This is a genomic window from Pantoea rwandensis (genome assembly GCF_002095475.1).
GTDB lineage: Bacteria > Pseudomonadota > Gammaproteobacteria > Enterobacterales > Enterobacteriaceae > Pantoea > Pantoea rwandensis.
Genome location: NZ_MLFR01000028.1, coordinates 28,317 through 44,187 on the forward strand (window position 1 = coordinate 28,317; position 15,871 = coordinate 44,187).

Consider the following 15,871-nt stretch of genomic DNA (forward strand, 5'->3'; position numbering starts at 1 on the left):
CCACAGGAGATGACACTTGCGAACTACCACTAACGAACGCGCGCCGAAGCGTGTACGCAATGAACTGCGTTTTCGTCACATCACCGTGGCGAATAAAACCTTAATCGCTGGCGTTTTCTGGCGTATCGAATTTACTGGCAGCGATCTGGCTGGGTTTAATTCACCGTCATTTGACGATCACATCAAAGTGTTTTTCCCGGAGCAGGCTGGCAGTGCCTTGGCTTTGCCACAGATGACTGAAGAAGGGATCGTCTGGCCGGGCGGCGTACGCCCAGCCGCACGTGATTACTCCCCGCTGGCGTTCAACGGCACCGATTCACTGACGCTCGACTTCTATATCCATGATGGCGGCGTCGCCAGCAGTTGGGCCAATGATGCCAAGCCGGGTGACCAAATCGCGATGGGCGGCCCGCGTGGCTCGTGCGTCGTGCCGGTTGATTATGCTTGCCAGATTTACGTGTGTGATGAAACCGGGTTGCCTGCTTTCAAGCGTCGTTATGCGGAGATGCAAGCCCAGCAGATCCATCTGCTGGCGTATGCTGATGAAAACACCGGACGTGATTACCTGGGTGATTTACCCAATGTCCAGGTGACATGGCTGGGTAGCGGTACGATGCAGGCCGATAACCTGGGTCCGCTGATTGCGCAGCTGGATAAGATTTCACTGCCTGTCGAAGAATATTTTATCTGGCTGACCGGTGAAGGTGAGGCGGTCAAACTGCTGAGTGATTACTTTACCCAACGTCGTGGTGCTGATACTGACTTTGTGCGCGCCGTTGCCTACTGGCATCAGAAATAACTGACTTCACTGTCCCCGCTGCCGCCTGTGTTGAATTTTGCCAAGCGGCAGACTACTATCAACCCCCCTTAATTGACCTCAGGGAAGGCAATGAAACAGCAGCGGGATTTTCCATGGCAGTCCGATAATGCACAGCGGACAATGTGTGCAGGCGCACGAAAAAAGCGCCGGGAAAGGATGCTGGATGCCAGTGATATTCGCCTGTTGATGTTGCACTTTTTGGCGAACGGATCTGCGCATGGTTATGAGTTGATTAAGTCGGTTGAAGAGCTGTCCAAGGGCGAGTACTCCCCCAGTCCAGGCATTATCTATCCCAACCTCACACTGTTAGAAGAGATGGACGCGATTCGAGTCGTGGATGCACATGCATCACGTAAGGCGTATGCGCTTAATGACAGTGGTCGTGAATTATTAGCGGAAAACAGCGACAATATTTCAATTATTATTGAGCGGTTAACCTCTCTAGCAATTTTAGTCAATAATCGTAGCATTCCAGAAGTCGAACAGGCGATTCACCATATTCGGCATACGTTGAATCATCGTTTAGCACAAGAGAATATCTCCCCTGAATCTCTGGCGGTGGTGGTTAACGCCTTGAATGAAGCGACAGAAAAAATCGCTAAAAGCTAACGAGTTAAGAGCGCGATTTATCGCGCTTTTTTTATTCCCTTCTTTGTTAAATTTTTGTTCATTCATTCATAAAATTAAAACAACTCGACATATTTTATTACCGCTATACCAAAAAGGTTTGGCGGATGAATATAAACGGTAGTTTTTCTCTATTTTATTTAGCGCTACTTTCACTCCATCGCAGTTAACGCGTTTATGGAGAGAAGTATGTCTGAAAATATAAAGCCAGCCGTGCACGATCTGCGCTCGGCGATTGCATTGCTGACCAGCCTCAAAGGCGAGTATGTCAGCACTGATACTGAAGTTGATCCTCACGCAGAACTCTCAGGTGTATATCGCTATGTCGGCGCAGGGGGGACTTGCGAGCGCCCGACACGCAAAGGCCCGGCGATGATGTTCAATAACGTCAAAGGTTTTCCGGATGTGCGCGTGGTGACGGGGCTGATGGCAACGCGTGAACGCGTGGGGCATCTATTGGACTGTGAGCCAGAGAAACTTGGTTTCTTGCTACGCGACTCGGTAAAAAATGCCATTGATCCGGTGTTAGCGCAGGGGAAACCCGCCTGCCAGGAGGTGGTACATTATGCCGAAGATCCCCGCTTTGATCTGCGTACCTTATTGCCTGCCCCCACCAACACCGAAGAGGACGCCGGTCCTTACTTCACCATGGGACTGTGCTACGCCTCTGATCCTGAAACTGGCGAGTCTGATGTCACTATCCACCGCCTTTGTATTCAGAGCCGTGATGAACTGACCATGTGGCTGACGCCAGGACGTCACATTGATGCTTTCCGTGAGAAGGCAGAACAAGCCGGTAAGCCACTGCCGATCTCCATCAGTATCGGTGTTGATCCCGCCATCTACATTGCCGCCTGTTTTGAGCCACCGACAACACCATTGGGCTTTAACGAGTTAAGTATTGCCGGGGCTTTGCGTGGTAAAGCGGTGGAAATGTCGCAATGCCTCACCATTAATGAACAGGCGATTGCGCATGCTGAAATCGTGATTGAAGGTGAGTTACTGCCGAATGTGCGTCAGCGTGAAGACCAGAACACCAACACCGGAAAGGCGATGCCGGAATTCCCCGGCTACACCGGTGAAGCGAAGGCAGAACTGCCCGTTGTAAAAATCAAAGCGGTGACCCACCGCATCAACCCGATTCTGCAAACCACATTAGGCCCAAGCGGTGAGCATGTGAGCATGGCGGGTATTCCAACCGAAGCCAGTATCCTCGATATGCTGCACCGTGCGATGCCAGGACGTGTGCTCAACGTCAATGCGCATACTTCTGGCGGCGGTAAATTACTGGCGGTGATTCAATTTAGAAAAGCAGCCGCAGTGGACGAGGGGCGTCAACGCCAGGCCGCCATTATTGCTTTTGCCGCATTCCCAGAATTGAAAAACGTCATTGTGGTTGATGAGGATGTCGATATTTTCGATACCGATGATGTCCTGTGGGCGATGCAAACGCGTTATCAAGGGGATATCGATACCCTGACCATTACAGGCGTACGCTGCCATCCACTCGACCCGTCACAGATGCCGGAATACAGCCCAAGTATTCTGCAGCCGGGTATGACCACCAAAACCGTCTTCGACTGCACAGTGCCTTTCCATCTGAAACACCATTTTGAACGCTCCAAGTTCAAGAAAGTAGATGTGAAACGTTTTCTTCCCGATTTTGAGTAAGTGAGGTTGCAGTGAGCAGAAGGCGCATTATCGTCGGCATTAGCGGCGCGTCAGGATTTCAGTTCGGTATGAAGGCGCTGCAACTGCTGCGCGATCAGGATGTTGAGGTACATCTGGTGGTGACCAAAGGGGCAGAAGTGACGCGCTCGATGGAAACCCAGTGGCAACGACAGGAGGTGACGGATTTGGCCGATGAGGTGCACAGCGTCAGTAATCTCGGTGCCTCAATCTCCAGTGGTTCGTTCAAGACCCTCGGCATGTTGGTCGCGCCCTGCTCAATGAATTCGCTGGCATCGATTGCCCATGGGCTGACCAGCAATCTGCTGACGCGTGCAGCCGATGTGATCCTAAAGGAGCGGCGTCGACTGGTGTTGATGGTGCGTGAAACGCCGCTCAATCTGGTGCACATCCGCAATATGCAGGCGGTGACGGAAATGGGCGGCATTATCTACCCTCCGGTTCCCGCCTTTTATCAGCAGCCGCAGTCGGTGGATGAGATGGTACATCACAGCGTGTCGCGTGCTCTCGACCTGTTCGATCTCGACGTGGGCAACCTCAAACGCTGGGGTGAAAAAAACAACGATAAGTAAGGAGTAAATTATGGTAGTGGGACCCTTTGTCAACGGCAGTGCCGTGCTGATTGGCGGGCTGGTGGGCGCTTTTCTCGGCACCAAAGTGCCAGAAAGGCTGCGCGTCGCGTTGCCAATGACATTTGGCCTGTCGTCGATGGGCCTCGGCATTGTTCTGATCGGCAAGATCCACAGTTTACCCGCGGTGATTCTGGCGCTGATCCTCGGTGCTGCCCTTGGAGAACTGGTTTATCTGGAGAAGATGATTGGTCGTCTGGGGAACCTGGCGAAAGGGCTGGTGAACCGTTTTCAAAGCCAGCCGGCTGAAGGCGGGTTGAGTGGTGAGGCGTTCACTGAAAAGTATGTGGCGATCATGGTGCTGTTTTGCGCCAGCGGTACTGGCATCATCGGTGCCATGACCGAAGGCATGACCCACGATGCCAACATCTTGCTGGTGAAGTCGATCATGGATGTCTTCACTGCGGCGATTTTTGCCACATTGTTAGGTTATGCGGTGGCGGTGATTGCCATTCCACAGCTGATCGTGCAACTGGTGCTGGCTTCAGCCGCAGTGCTGATCATGCCGCATACTACGGCGCCAATGATGAGTGATTTTACGGCTGCGGGTGGGTTTGTGATGCTGGCGGCGGGGTTTCGTATCGCCGGGATTAAATCCTTCCCGGTGGCAAATATGTTACCGGCGCTGGTGTTAGTGATGCCGGTCAGCCACTTGTGGAGCTTGTATATCCACTAAGCTTGCGCTCAGCGCGGTTGGATCGATTTTGACCATGGTAAAGTAAGCGCTAACAGGGCGCGGAGGGATTATGGATCTGAAACGATTGCATTATTTTTGCACAATAGCGGAACAGGGCTCAATCAGTAAAGCCGCGAAGCTATTGAACATCGCACAACCGCCGTTGGGAAAACGCCTGCAGGAATTGGAAGAAGAGATCGGTTCTCCGCTTTTTACGCGCACGCCGCGCGCCATGGTGCTGACGGAAGCGGGCAGTTTTCTCTATCGTCGCGCCTGCGATATTCTTAGCCAGGTGAATAGTCTGAAACGTCAGACCGTCACCATTGCCACCCGCAAACAGCGACGTGTCACTATTGGTATCTCCTACCTTTACCTGCGCTATTTCACCCCCATTTTGATGGATTACTACCAAAATCGCCCCGACTGGGATATCAACGTTGTGGTATCCGATTCCAGCCATCTGGAAGCGATGCTGACCGATCACAGCCTGGATATTGCCTTGATGCAGGTACCTCAGGATCGCCAGCCGTGGTTTGTGCGTGAACTGGAGCCGATTGATACCATTACCGTGGTCTCCGCACATTACAGTGCGATGTTGGCTGGAAAAACACTGAACTTCGCCGATCTCAATAGCATCCCACTGATTCTCCTGCATCGCATTGGCGGAGAAGGCACTTACGAATTACTGCGGAATAAATTGTTCAGCACTTTGAGTCAGGTGAATATCAGTATCAAGGTTTCCGAGCCTCGGCTGGTGCTGGAGATGATGGAGCAGGGCTTTGAGGGGGCGGCATTTTTACCGCGTTCAGAGTTTGTCCCCAGCCAGCAAGGCAAATATATGGTGTGTCCACTGGCGGAGTCTTTTGCTATCTATCATCCGGCGATCGTCACACTGAGTACGGCACAGGATCGCCTGTTATGGCCGCTACAGCATGAAGCTGGTGGTTAGATTTAGGGGCAACCACAATGGGCAGCCCGAAGGCCGCGCCCAGTAATGGCTTGAGACAACGAACTGTCATTAAGGGGTTTTCTTTTTATCCACATGGCCCAACTCACGGTCTGGCCAACAGAAATCGCGCACGCGCTGCTTCAGTGCCGCCGCATCCGGGAATCCTCCTTCCTGTTTGCGCTCCCAAATCACCTCGCCATCAATACTGATTTCAAACACGCCACCGGTGCCGGGTTTCAGTGTCACTGCGCTTAAATCTTCGCCAAAGGTATGCAGTAATTCTTGCGCCATCCAGGCAGAACGCAGCAGCCAGTTGCACTGGGTGCAGTAGTAAATGGTCACAGCCGGTTTTTGCGACATCGCGCGCCTCTTCTTAATTGTTGATTATAAACAAGTTAACAAAATGTGCTGTCTAAGATACATCTTAGTGTAAAGATTATTGATAATGATTACCAATTGCATTACATTTCTGACGAAATTATTTATTACATAAAATAAGTCCACACTTTTTACGGTTTATTAACGCCTTACGCGTTTTTTTGGCAGCAATTCAGTGAGCGAATACTAACAATTAACCAGGTATTTCGCGCATGTCTTCACTCTTTCAGGGAATGACCCAGCAACGCCTTTTCAAAGTTGCCATTTTGTCTTCCGCTATTCATGCCGCTTGCAGCTATGCCGCGAGCGATGACACGACACTTGCTGTTTCCTCAGAGAAATCTACTTACAGCGAACCCTCTTTGACCGTTACCGCACCTAAGCAGCAGGCGGGCAACAAAACCACCATCACAGCCAGTGAATTGAAGAGACGTGGCGCGAATGATTTTGGTTCGATCATGCGTTATGAACCTTTGATCAGTGCTACCGGTTCGAGCGGTGGATCATCCTCAGGTAAAAGTGGTTTCGACCGTGCTGGTTATACTGGTTACAACATCCGTGGCTTAGAAAGCAACCGCGTGGGCATGGATATTGATGGGATTCCGATCCCTGATGCCACAGGGCGTCCGTATGTGAGCCGTACCGGTAATAACACCTTTGGTATTGGCCGTGATTACATCGATCCCTATATGTTCGGTAGCGTGGATATCGAGAAGGGAGCGACAGCGGTCGATCAACCCAACACCTCGATTGGTGGTAACGTCTCGTTCCACAACAAGACCGCAGACGACTATCTCAGCAGCGAAAAGAATACTTACTTCGGTTATGAGAGCGGCTACGACTCTTCAAATCGCAGTTGGCACAACGGCATCACAGCGGCGGCGGGCGATGATGAGCTGCGTGGCTTGTTCGTTTACAGCCGCCGTGATGGTCAGGAAACTGAAAATAACAGCGGCGTCATTGATGCCTATCCGTCAAACTGGCATTCCGATGCCTTTATGACCTCGGGTATTTGGCAGCCCAACGATCAGCATAAGCTGAGTGCGACCTTCGACTACTACCACAAAACCAACCACAGTCACTACGACACCTGGGATACCAGCGGTAACACCGTTTGGGGCACCGCACAGCAGCAGAGTGACACGCGCCGCTGGGGCATTAACCTGGCGGATGAGTGGACGCCTTACAACCAATTCATAGATACCCTGACGACGCGAGTTTATTGGCAGCAGACCCAGGCGCATGACAACACTTACTTGCCGACCAGCGCCAGCCAATATGGTTATGTCTATTCCGATTTCAACGTGGATACTTACGGCTTCGACACTCGCGGTACGAAAACGCTGGGTCGTCATGAGCTGAGCGCCGGTTTCAACGCACGTCTGGATGACTCTGAGCGCCCATTCCGCCAGGCTCCAGCGCCAAGCACGTTCAGCGTCATCACCCAGCCGCAGTCTGACAGCCGTTCTTACGCGGTGGCGGGATATATTCAGGATAAAATTAACTTCGATTTGGACAGCCACAACTTCGCCATCATTCCGGGCGTGCGTGTGATGTATCAAAACACCAAGCCGAAGAACCTGGGCGATCTGACCAATGGAAGTGCGGTATTAACCCCGGAGCAGGTTGAAGCGTTATATGGCAAAACTAACTCCGATACGCAGGTTCTGCCATCACTGACCTTCCAGTACGATCTGACCCCGGCTCTCACCACCTATCTGCAATACAAGCGCGGTGTAGAGTTCCCAACCACCAGCCAACTGTATGGCTCATGGAATCTGGGTTCAAGCTATGCGGGTAGCCAGCAGTATGCATTGATTGGTAACACCGATCTCAAGACCGAAACCAGCAACAACTTTGAGTGGGGCCTGAAAGGCGAAGCCACCGAAGGCGTTACGATTAACACCTCTGTGTTCTATAACCAGTACAAAAACTTCATCGCTTACACGCGTTACAGCCGTGCTACCAGCCCAGCGATGTTCGTCAATGTGCCGAGTAATATCTACACCAGCTACCAAGCTGAAAACCGCGACAAGGCCTACATTTATGGTGCTGAGATTTCCACCAGAGTGAACTATGGCACTTGGTTCCCTGAAGTAGATGGCCTGAGCAGCACCTTTGCGCTGGGCTATAACGAAGGTAAGTCTAAGTCCAGCTACTCCGGCGACAAGTACATTGATCTTGATAGCGTCGCACCACTGAAAGCGATTGTGGGTCTGGCGTGGGATGATGTCCAACGCGGCTACGGTGCAGCGCTGACGGCGACCTTCGTCAAAGGTAAGAAAGCCACGGCAACCAACCGTGAAAGCTATACCAACTCCGGCACTGCATTAACTGATTCCACTACAGATTATATGCGTGTACCGGGTTATGGCATGGTGGATGCAACGGCTTACTGGCAGGCGACCAAGAACGTCAAGTTAAGCGGCGGCATCTATAACATCACTGACCGTAAATATTGGGATTACGCCAGCAGCCGTACGCTGACCAGCACCAATGCTCAGAATCGCAACGACATCAATCTGGCTGTGATGCCAGGCCGCACCTTCCAGCTCGGTGTGAACGTCGACTTCTAATCACTTTTTCGCCCTGCGTTCGCGCAGGGCCTTTTCATGGAGCAAGCGCAATGAACGCACGTTACGACCACTACCTGGCACTGAAAGGCGAACATCCAAAAAAATATGCCCGCGATCTGGCGGCACTGATGGGCATCGGCGAAGCACAGCTGTGTGAAGCGCGTGTGGGCCAGGATGCACAACCGCTGAAGGCCGATTTTCCCGCTCTGCTGCAAGCCTTGGCAGCGGTAGGCGAAACCAAAAGCATTACCCGCAACGAATATGCCGTGCATGAGCAGGTCGGCAAATATGAAAACCTGCATCTGGGCGAACATGCGGGTTTGATTCTTAACCCGCGCGCGCTCGATCAGCGCCTGTTCCCGGCGCAATGGCACAGCGCCTTCTTCCTGCGTGAGCAAACCGCACGCGGTGAGCGTCAAAGCATCCAGATCTTTGATCGCCACGCTGACGCTGTACTGAAAATCTACACCACCGACAACACTGACATGGCGGCTTGGGATGCCTTGGTTGCCGAATTCAGCGTTGATGCCGCCGCCGCACTGGAGCCGCAGCCAGCGGCCGTACCGGAATACAACCCGACGGTAGAGGCGGAAAAAGTCGAAGCTGAATGGCGCGCCATCACCGATGTGCATCAGTTCTTTGGCTTGCTGAAACGCCACAATATTTCGCGTCAGCAGGCGTTCCGCGCCGTACCAGACGATTTGGCACGCCAGGTCAGTAACGATTCGCTGGCGAAATTGCTGGATCAGGCGCAGCAAGATGGCAACGAAATCATGATCTTTATCGGCAACCGCGGTTGCACGCAGATCTTCACCGGTGCGGTGGAGAAATTGATGCCGATGGAGAACTGGGTCAACATCTTCAACCCTACCTTTACGCTGCATCTGATGGCGGACCATATCGCCGAGAGTTGGGTCACGCGCAAACCAAGTGGTGATGGCTTCGTGACGAGCCTGGAACTGTTTGCCGCCGACGGCACCCAAATCGCCCAGTTGTACGGTCAGCGCAGCGAAGGTACGCCAGAGCAGGCACGCTGGCGTGAGCAGGTCACTGCCTTAGGAGCCACAGCATGAAACGTATGACGCTACTCCTGCTGGGCGCGCTGGCACTGCCGGCGTTTGCCGCTGAACGCGTGATCTCCATCGGCGGTGACGTCACGCAGATTGTTTACGCGCTGGATGCGCAGGCGGATTTGGTGGCACGCGACAGCACCAGCCAGCAACCGGCGCAGGCCAACAAGCTGCCAAACATCGGCTATATGCGCCAGCTCAATGCGGAAGGCATTCTGGCACTGAAACCTACGTTGGTCCTGACCAGCGAGCTGGCTAAACCTTCACTGGTGCTGCAACAGGTGGAAAGCGCTGGTGTGAAAGTGGTCGATGTCACCGGAAAAACCAGCCTCGACGCCATCCCAGAAAAAATCGCTACCATCGGTAAAGCGCTGCATCGTGACAATGAAGCCAAGGCGCTGATCGAGAAAGTGAACAAGCAGCGTGCGCAGATTCCACAGCAGCCGTTGCCGGTAAAAGTGCTGTTTATTATGGCGCACGGGGGCATGAGTACGCAGGCGGCAGGCACGCAAACCGGTGCAGATGCTGCGATTCGCAGTGCCGGTCTGGTGAATGCCATGGCCGCAATTCCTCACTATCAGCAGCTCTCGCAGGAAGGTGTGGTTGCCGCCGCACCGGATCTGGTGGTGGTGGGTCAAGATGGTCTACGTACCTTGGGCGGTGAAGATAAAATATGGTCGCTGCCGGGACTGGCACTGACGCCTGCGGGTCAGCACCACGCCTTGCTGGTGGTGGATGAGATGGCGATGCTGGGCTTTGGCCTCGATACGCCGGAAACCATCGTTAAGCTGCGTAAAGCCGCTGAAGCGGTAAAACATGACTAATGTGCCACTGATGCGCTGGCTGTTCGTGATGGCCATCAGCATGGTGATTTGCATGCTGATGGCTGCCAATTTCGGTGCTATGCCGCTCTCGATGCGTACGTTGTTCCATGCACCGCTCAGTGATATGGCGTGGCAGATCTGGCTCAATATCCGTCTGCCACGCGTATTGTTGGCGGTGCTGCTGGGTATGGCGTTGGCGGTCTCCGGTGCGGTGATGCAGGGGTTGTTTCGCAATCCGCTCGCCGATCCGGGTTTGCTGGGGATTAGCAGCGGTGCGGGGCTGGCGGTGGCGCTCTCGATCATTATCCCGATGAGCTTGCCACCGCTGCTGGCACTCTGGTTACCGTCGATTGCGGCGTTTATCGGCAGCCTGATCGTCACGCTGTTGATCTTCAGTTTCAGTCGTCTGGCATTGGGGAATTTATCGCGCTTGCTGTTGATCGGCATTGCCATCAACGCCTTGTGCGGTGCGGCTGTCGGCGTACTCTCCTGGCTCAGCAGCGATCAGCAACTGCGTCAGCTGGCGTTGTGGGGCATGGGCAGTTTGAGCGCGGCACAATGGCCGAGTCTGGCGGTGTGTGCTGTACTGATCCTTCCCACGCTGATTGTCATCCAGACCCGCGCGCGTCGTCTTAACCTGCTGCAACTCGGTGAAGAAGATGCGCACTACATGGGCATTGATGTGAAACGTACCCAGCGCGAATTGTTAGTACTGAGTGCGCTGCTGGTGGGCACGGCGGTGTCAGTGAGCGGCATCATTGGCTTTGTGGGTCTGGTGGTGCCGCATGTGATGCGATTCTGTGTCGGCAGCGATCATCGTTGGATGTTGCCGGGCTCGGCGCTGGCGGGGGCCATTCTGCTGCTGCTGGCGGATACGCTGGCACGCACGGTGGTGATCCCGGCGGAGATGCCGGTGGGATTATTAACCAGCTTACTCGGTGGTCCATGGTTTCTCTGGCTGATCCTGCGCCAGCAAAGGGGGATAAATGAGTGATTCAATGCAGGCTCGCGGCCTGCGCTTTAGTCATGGCACGCGTGCGCTGATTGATGATGTTTCTATCACCTTACAGCCTGGCGAGATGATCTCTCTAATCGGGCCCAACGGCGCGGGTAAATCGACCTTGCTGCGCTTGTTAACCGGATTCCTGACGCCAGAAGCCGGTGAATGCTGGCTTGGCGATCGCCCACTGAATGATTGGCCGCGTGAGCCACTGGCACAACGTCGCGCGGTGATGCGCCAGCAAAATAGCGTGACCTTCCCGCTGCCTGCCGAAGAAGTGGTGGCGATGGGCCGTGCGCCTTGGCCTGCCAGCAAATCCAAAGCGGTGATTGAAGAGGTGATGCACATCACCGGCAGTCTGGAGTTGGCGAAACGCGATTACCGTTCGCTTTCTGGCGGGGAACAGCAGCGCGTGCAGTTGGCACGTGTATTAGCACAACTGTGGCATGACGATGGTCCACGCGGCTGGCTGTTTCTCGATGAGCCGACTTCGGCACTCGATCTTTATTGGCAGCAGTACAGTTTGCGATTGCTGCATAAACTGACGCGCAACGGTCGCTTTAGCGTCTGCACCGTGCTGCACGACCTCAATCTGGCGTCGCTGTGGTCCGATCGCATTCTGCTCCTGCACCAAGGCAAGTTGGTGGCTCAGGGTTCACCGCAAGAGGTGATGACGGAGAGCACGCTGACGCACTGGTATCAGGCTGAGCTGCACGTTGTTATGCCGCAAGAGCAGGGCAGGCCGCAGATTCAACTGCGTGCGTAACAGTATTGCCTGGTGCGCATAAATGCGCACCCTACGAAACCGTAATGGACCTCGTAGGGGCGCCATTTATGGCGCCCAAAACAATTATCCAAAGCCTTACCGGACCTCGTAGGGGCGCCATTTATGGCGCCCAAAACGTTAGCGGCAATCCACAATTAATCGTCCGCGTACATTCCCTGCCAGCAATGCCTCTGCACCTTCACGCACTTCACTGAGCGGTATCACCTTGGTGAGTTGCTCCAGCAGCGCGCTATCCACTAATTCGGCCAGACGCTGCCACGCCTTTTCACGTAACGGCTTAGCGCACATCACGCTATCCACTCCGGCCAATATCACGCCGCGCAGAATAAAGGGAGCCACGCTGGTTGGCAGGTCCAGACCTTGTGCCATGCCACAGGCGGCTACCACGCCATCACGTTTAATGCCTGCCAGCACGTTGGCCAGCGTATGACTGCCGACGCTATCGATGGCCGCTGCCCAACGCTCTTTCGCCAAAGGTTTGCCGGGGGCGCTGAGTTCGGCACGGTCAATAACCGATGATGCGCCCAGGGTATTGAGCAGGTAATCACTATCGCTGGCGCGACCGCTGGACGCGACCACCTCATAACCCAAACGTGACAGCAAGCTGACGCTGAAACTGCCGACGCCGCCGCTGGCACCCGTGACCAGCACCGGACCGTGCTGCGGCGTTATACCCTGTTTTTCCAGCGCCAGCACGCACAGCATGGCGGTGAAACCGGCAGTGCCGATCGCCATGGTCTGTAATGGGCTAAGCGCCGCAGGAACCTTGACCAGCCAGTCGCCTGACACACTCGCTTTTTGCGCTAATCCGCCCCAGTGCTTTTCGCCCACGCCCCAACCGGTGAGCAGGGCGACATCGTCCTGCTGCCATTCGGGATGGCGGCTGCTGATCACGCGGCCGACGAAATCGATACCGGGAACCATCGGGAACTGGCGCACAATCGGGCCTTTATTGCAGATGGCTAAAGCGTCTTTGTAATTAAGCGTGGAGTAGCTGACTTCGAGAGTGACATCCTGATCGGGCAACTGTTTCTCTGACAGATCCTGCAGGGATGTGCGGTAACCCTGTTCATCATTTTCAATGAGCAATGCCTTGAACATGCAGCCTCCGGCTGATTGAGGAAAGTGCGGGTCATATTACTCTCCTGAGAACAGGGGGCAACATCGCTTGAGTCATACCTTGCATAAATTCTCATAACACAAGGATATTTAAGCGTTTTTATAACGGCTGCATTTGATAAATACTTATTAATCATATGTTTATTAATTGAGTTTTATGCGTGTCAAACTCGGTGCAGTGGGTTGTTCCAGCAAAAAAAGATGCCATCATTGCGCCCCAGTTAATGACTCATCTCCTAAACACTGAGGACGCCGCCATGGTCGGTACAATGCGCTCTTGCACTTGTTCCCGCTCGCTTTACGATAAGCGTCTCTCCGTCATCTGTTGTTCGCATTTCTCGCTCACCATGCGGTGAGGCCAGTTTAACCTGACTGCTGTTGGACATGACTAAAGACAGACACGATCTGACTTTACTGATGTCTATCGGTTATGGCGGTTGCACCGCTCGAATTGACGTTATTCGCCGGGGAAATTTCCTCATTGCTGTGCCATTGGCACCCACTCATCCTTCATTACGGGGATTTGTGCTATGAACCCATTGAAAATCGCTGCCAGCGTAGCTGTAGCGCCAAGCCTGAGCCTGAACACCACGCGTGATGTGGTGACGCTGGACAATACTGATTTTACCGATGTGGCGGCTGTTGTCGTCTCACTGGCGGATACACGCAGCGGCGTGTTAACGCTGTTGCGCCAGACTGGCTTCAATCTGCCGGTGTTTGTCGCCAATGCGTTCGATGAAGAAGTGCTGAAATTGCCGGGTGTGACCGGTGAAATCAACGGCGCACCGGAAGAGTGGGAAGCGCTGGAAGAGGCCGCTCTGGCCTATGAATCCGACCTGCTGCCGCCGTTTTTCGATACGCTGACGCGCTATGTCGATATGCAGAACAGCACCTTTGCCTGTCCGGGCCATCAGGGCGGGGCGTTTTTCCGCAAACATCCAGCGGGACGTCAGTTCTATGAGTTCTATGGCGAGAACGTATTTCGTTCCGATATGTGTAATGCCGACGTCAAGTTGGGCGACCTGCTGATCCACGAAGGTTCAGCGAAAGATGCACAGAAGTACGCGGCGAAAGTATTTAACGCCGATAAAACCTATTTCGTACTGAACGGCACCTCCAGCGCCAACAAAGTGGTGACCAACGCCATGCTGACACGCGGCGATCTGGTGTTGTTCGACCGTAACAACCACAAATCCAACCATCACGGTGCTTTGATTCAGGCAGGTGCGACGCCGGTATATCTGGAAGCAGCACGTAACCCGTTCGGCTTTATCGGTGGGATTGATGCGCACTGCTTTGACGAGGCTTATCTGCGCGAGCAAGTGCAAAAAGTCGCACCGCACCGCGCCAAAGATCAGCGCCCGTTCCGCCTGGCGATTATCCAGCTCGGCACCTACGACGGCACCGTTTACAACGCGCGTCAGGTGGTGGATCGCATCGGTCATCTTTGTGATTACATCCTGTTTGACTCTGCGTGGTTGGGCTATGAGCAGTTTATCCCGCTGATGGAGGGCTGCTCGCCGCTGACACTGGAGCTGAACGAGAACGATCCCGGCATTTTCGTCACCCAGTCGGTGCACAAACAGCTGGCGGGCTTCTCGCAGACCTCGCAGATTCACAAGAAAGACAACCACATCCGGGGTCAGAAGCGCTTTTGCCCGCATAAGCGTCTCAACAATGCCTTTATGCTGCACGCCTCAACCAGCCCGTTCTATCCGCTGTTTGCCGCGTTGGATATCAATGCGCGCATGCACAAAGGCGAAGCCGGACGCAGCATGTGGCACGAATGCGTCACCATTGGCATTGATGCGCGTAAAGCGATTCTGGAACGCTGTGAGATGATTCAGCCATTCTTGCCAGAGAGAGTGCACGGCAAACTATGGCAGTCGGCAGAAACCGAAGCCATTGCCGCTGATCCAGCCTACTTCAGTCTTGCGCCGGGTGAAAAATGGCACGGCTTTGAGGGGTACGCCAGCGAGCAGTATCTGGTCGATCCCTGCAAGCTGCTGCTGACCACGCCGGGCATTGATGCCGCGAGCGGTGAATACACCAGCTTCGGTATTCCAGCGACCATTTTAGCTAACTACCTGCGCGAGAACGGTATCGTGCCGGAGAAGTGCGATCTTAACTCCATTCTGTTCCTGCTGACGCCAGCGGAGAACCCGGAGAAGATGGCGCATCTGGTGGCGATGCTGGAGCAGTTTGAACACCATGTGAAAGAGGATGCGCTGCTGGCTGAAGTACTGCCAAGCGTCTATCGCAAAAACATGGAACGTTATAAAGGCTATACGCTGCGCCGTCTGTGTCAGGAGATGCACGATCTCTACGTCAGTTACGACGTGAAAGATCTGCAGAAAGCGATGTTCCGTGCCGACTGCTTCCCGAAAGTCGAGGTCAATCCGCAGGATGCTCATCAGGCCTATATTCGTGGTGAAGTTGAGCTGGTAGCGATTGCCAAAGCAGAAGGGCGTATTGCCGCCGAAGGTGCGCTGCCGTATCCACCGGGGGTGCTGTGCGTGGTGCCTGGCGAAGTGTGGGGTGGTGCAGTACAGCAATACTTCCTCGCGCTGGAAGAGGGCATCAACTTGTTGCCGGGCTTCTCACCGGAGCTGCAGGGTGTTTACACCGAGGAAGACGAAAGCGGTCGTAAGCATTTAGTCGCCAACATGATGCTCAGCTAATCCAGTAAGAGGTGTGCGGCGCATTAACGCCGCACACCATCATGCT

Annotated in this window: 14 protein-coding genes; 12 read left to right on the plus strand and 2 right to left on the minus strand. The window is 54.1% G+C overall.

Going from position 1 to position 15,871, the window contains the following annotated elements; translation table 11 throughout:
- Nucleotides 1-16: 16 nt before the first annotated feature.
- From HA51_RS21185 to HA51_RS21210, 6 genes are all read left to right on the plus strand, one after another.
- Entirely contained in the window at nucleotides 17-799 is a 783-nt protein-coding gene (locus HA51_RS21185; RefSeq protein WP_084936540.1) for a siderophore-interacting protein, read from the plus strand.
- Nucleotides 800-889: 90 nt separating this feature from the next.
- Entirely contained in the window at nucleotides 890-1,429 is a 540-nt protein-coding gene (locus HA51_RS21190; RefSeq protein WP_084936541.1) for a PadR family transcriptional regulator, read from the plus strand.
- A gap of 207 nt (nucleotides 1,430-1,636) precedes the next feature.
- Entirely contained in the window at nucleotides 1,637-3,118 is a 1,482-nt protein-coding gene (locus tag HA51_RS21195) for a UbiD family decarboxylase (RefSeq protein WP_084936542.1), read from the plus strand.
- Nucleotides 3,119-3,129: 11 nt separating this feature from the next.
- On the plus strand, nucleotides 3,130-3,708 hold the full coding sequence (locus HA51_RS21200) for a UbiX family flavin prenyltransferase (RefSeq protein WP_084936543.1): 579 nt from the start codon (nucleotides 3,130-3,132) through the stop codon (nucleotides 3,706-3,708).
- Between the two features lie 10 nt (nucleotides 3,709-3,718).
- Complete coding sequence (locus HA51_RS21205) at nucleotides 3,719-4,441, plus strand: DUF554 domain-containing protein (RefSeq protein WP_084936544.1); 723 nt, start codon at nucleotides 3,719-3,721, stop codon at nucleotides 4,439-4,441.
- A gap of 70 nt (nucleotides 4,442-4,511) precedes the next feature.
- Nucleotides 4,512-5,390 (plus strand): LysR family transcriptional regulator, encoded by an 879-nt coding sequence (locus tag HA51_RS21210; RefSeq protein ID WP_084936545.1) that lies wholly within the window; start codon nucleotides 4,512-4,514, stop codon nucleotides 5,388-5,390.
- Nucleotides 5,391-5,459: 69 nt separating this feature from the next.
- On the opposite strand, the gene HA51_RS21215 is transcribed toward HA51_RS21210, so the two are convergent.
- Entirely contained in the window at nucleotides 5,460-5,750 is a 291-nt protein-coding gene (locus HA51_RS21215) for an Rdx family protein (RefSeq protein WP_084936546.1), read from the minus strand.
- A 230-nt stretch (nucleotides 5,751-5,980) separates the two neighbouring features.
- Between HA51_RS21215 and HA51_RS21220 the strand changes: the two genes are divergently transcribed.
- The 5 genes from HA51_RS21220 to HA51_RS21240 are packed head-to-tail and all read left to right on the plus strand — an operon-like array spanning nucleotide 5,981 to nucleotide 12,004.
- The gene (locus HA51_RS21220) at nucleotides 5,981-8,344 is read left to right on the plus strand and encodes a TonB-dependent receptor domain-containing protein (RefSeq protein WP_084936547.1); all 2,364 of its coding nucleotides are present in this window, start codon (nucleotides 5,981-5,983) and stop codon (nucleotides 8,342-8,344) included.
- A 50-nt stretch (nucleotides 8,345-8,394) separates the two neighbouring features.
- Nucleotides 8,395-9,417: a hemin-degrading factor gene (locus HA51_RS21225; RefSeq protein WP_084936548.1), complete on the plus strand. Its 1,023-nt coding sequence runs from the start codon at nucleotides 8,395-8,397 to the stop codon at nucleotides 9,415-9,417.
- A complete protein-coding gene (locus HA51_RS21230) occupies nucleotides 9,414-10,238 on the plus strand; it encodes a heme/hemin ABC transporter substrate-binding protein (protein ID WP_084936549.1) in 825 nt (274 codons plus the stop codon). Before HA51_RS21225 ends, HA51_RS21230 begins: the two co-directional genes overlap by 4 nt.
- On the plus strand, nucleotides 10,231-11,232 hold the full coding sequence (locus HA51_RS21235; protein ID WP_084936550.1) for a FecCD family ABC transporter permease: 1,002 nt from the start codon (nucleotides 10,231-10,233) through the stop codon (nucleotides 11,230-11,232). Before HA51_RS21230 ends, HA51_RS21235 begins: the two co-directional genes overlap by 8 nt.
- Entirely contained in the window at nucleotides 11,225-12,004 is a 780-nt protein-coding gene (locus HA51_RS21240) for a heme ABC transporter ATP-binding protein (RefSeq protein ID WP_084936551.1), read from the plus strand. The genes HA51_RS21235 and HA51_RS21240 overlap by 8 nt, the downstream gene beginning before the upstream one ends.
- 138 nt (nucleotides 12,005-12,142) lie before the next feature.
- Here the strand turns inward: HA51_RS21240 and acuI are convergent, their stop codons facing one another.
- Nucleotides 12,143-13,126, minus strand: a complete 984-nt coding sequence (gene acuI, locus HA51_RS21245) for an acrylyl-CoA reductase (NADPH) (RefSeq protein ID WP_084936552.1) — start codon at nucleotides 13,124-13,126, stop codon at nucleotides 12,143-12,145.
- Nucleotides 13,127-13,674: 548 nt separating this feature from the next.
- Between acuI and HA51_RS21250 the strand changes: the two genes are divergently transcribed.
- A complete protein-coding gene (locus HA51_RS21250; RefSeq protein WP_084936553.1) occupies nucleotides 13,675-15,825 on the plus strand; it encodes an ornithine decarboxylase in 2,151 nt (716 codons plus the stop codon).
- Nucleotides 15,826-15,871: the final 46 nt, after the last annotated feature.

Excerpts from the sequence above, each read along its gene's own strand:
- HA51_RS21190 (WP_084936541.1), top strand. The coding sequence starts at position 890 with ATGAAACAGCAGCGGGATTTTCCATGGCAGTCCGATAATGCACAGCGG.
- HA51_RS21195 (WP_084936542.1), top strand. The coding sequence starts at position 1,637 with ATGTCTGAAAATATAAAGCCAGCCGTGCACGATCTGCGCTCGGCGATT.
- HA51_RS21205 (WP_084936544.1), top strand. The coding sequence starts at position 3,719 with ATGGTAGTGGGACCCTTTGTCAACGGCAGTGCCGTGCTGATTGGCGGG.
- HA51_RS21210 (WP_084936545.1), top strand. The coding sequence starts at position 4,512 with ATGGATCTGAAACGATTGCATTATTTTTGCACAATAGCGGAACAGGGC.
- HA51_RS21215 (WP_084936546.1), bottom strand. The coding sequence starts at position 5,750 with ATGTCGCAAAAACCGGCTGTGACCATTTACTACTGCACCCAGTGCAAC.
- HA51_RS21220 (WP_084936547.1), top strand. The coding sequence starts at position 5,981 with ATGTCTTCACTCTTTCAGGGAATGACCCAGCAACGCCTTTTCAAAGTT.
- HA51_RS21225 (WP_084936548.1), top strand. The coding sequence starts at position 8,395 with ATGAACGCACGTTACGACCACTACCTGGCACTGAAAGGCGAACATCCA.
- HA51_RS21230 (WP_084936549.1), top strand. The coding sequence starts at position 9,414 with ATGAAACGTATGACGCTACTCCTGCTGGGCGCGCTGGCACTGCCGGCG.
- HA51_RS21235 (WP_084936550.1), top strand. The coding sequence starts at position 10,231 with ATGACTAATGTGCCACTGATGCGCTGGCTGTTCGTGATGGCCATCAGC.
- HA51_RS21240 (WP_084936551.1), top strand. The coding sequence starts at position 11,225 with ATGAGTGATTCAATGCAGGCTCGCGGCCTGCGCTTTAGTCATGGCACG.
- acuI (WP_084936552.1), bottom strand. The coding sequence starts at position 13,126 with ATGTTCAAGGCATTGCTCATTGAAAATGATGAACAGGGTTACCGCACA.
- HA51_RS21250 (WP_084936553.1), top strand. The coding sequence starts at position 13,675 with ATGAACCCATTGAAAATCGCTGCCAGCGTAGCTGTAGCGCCAAGCCTG.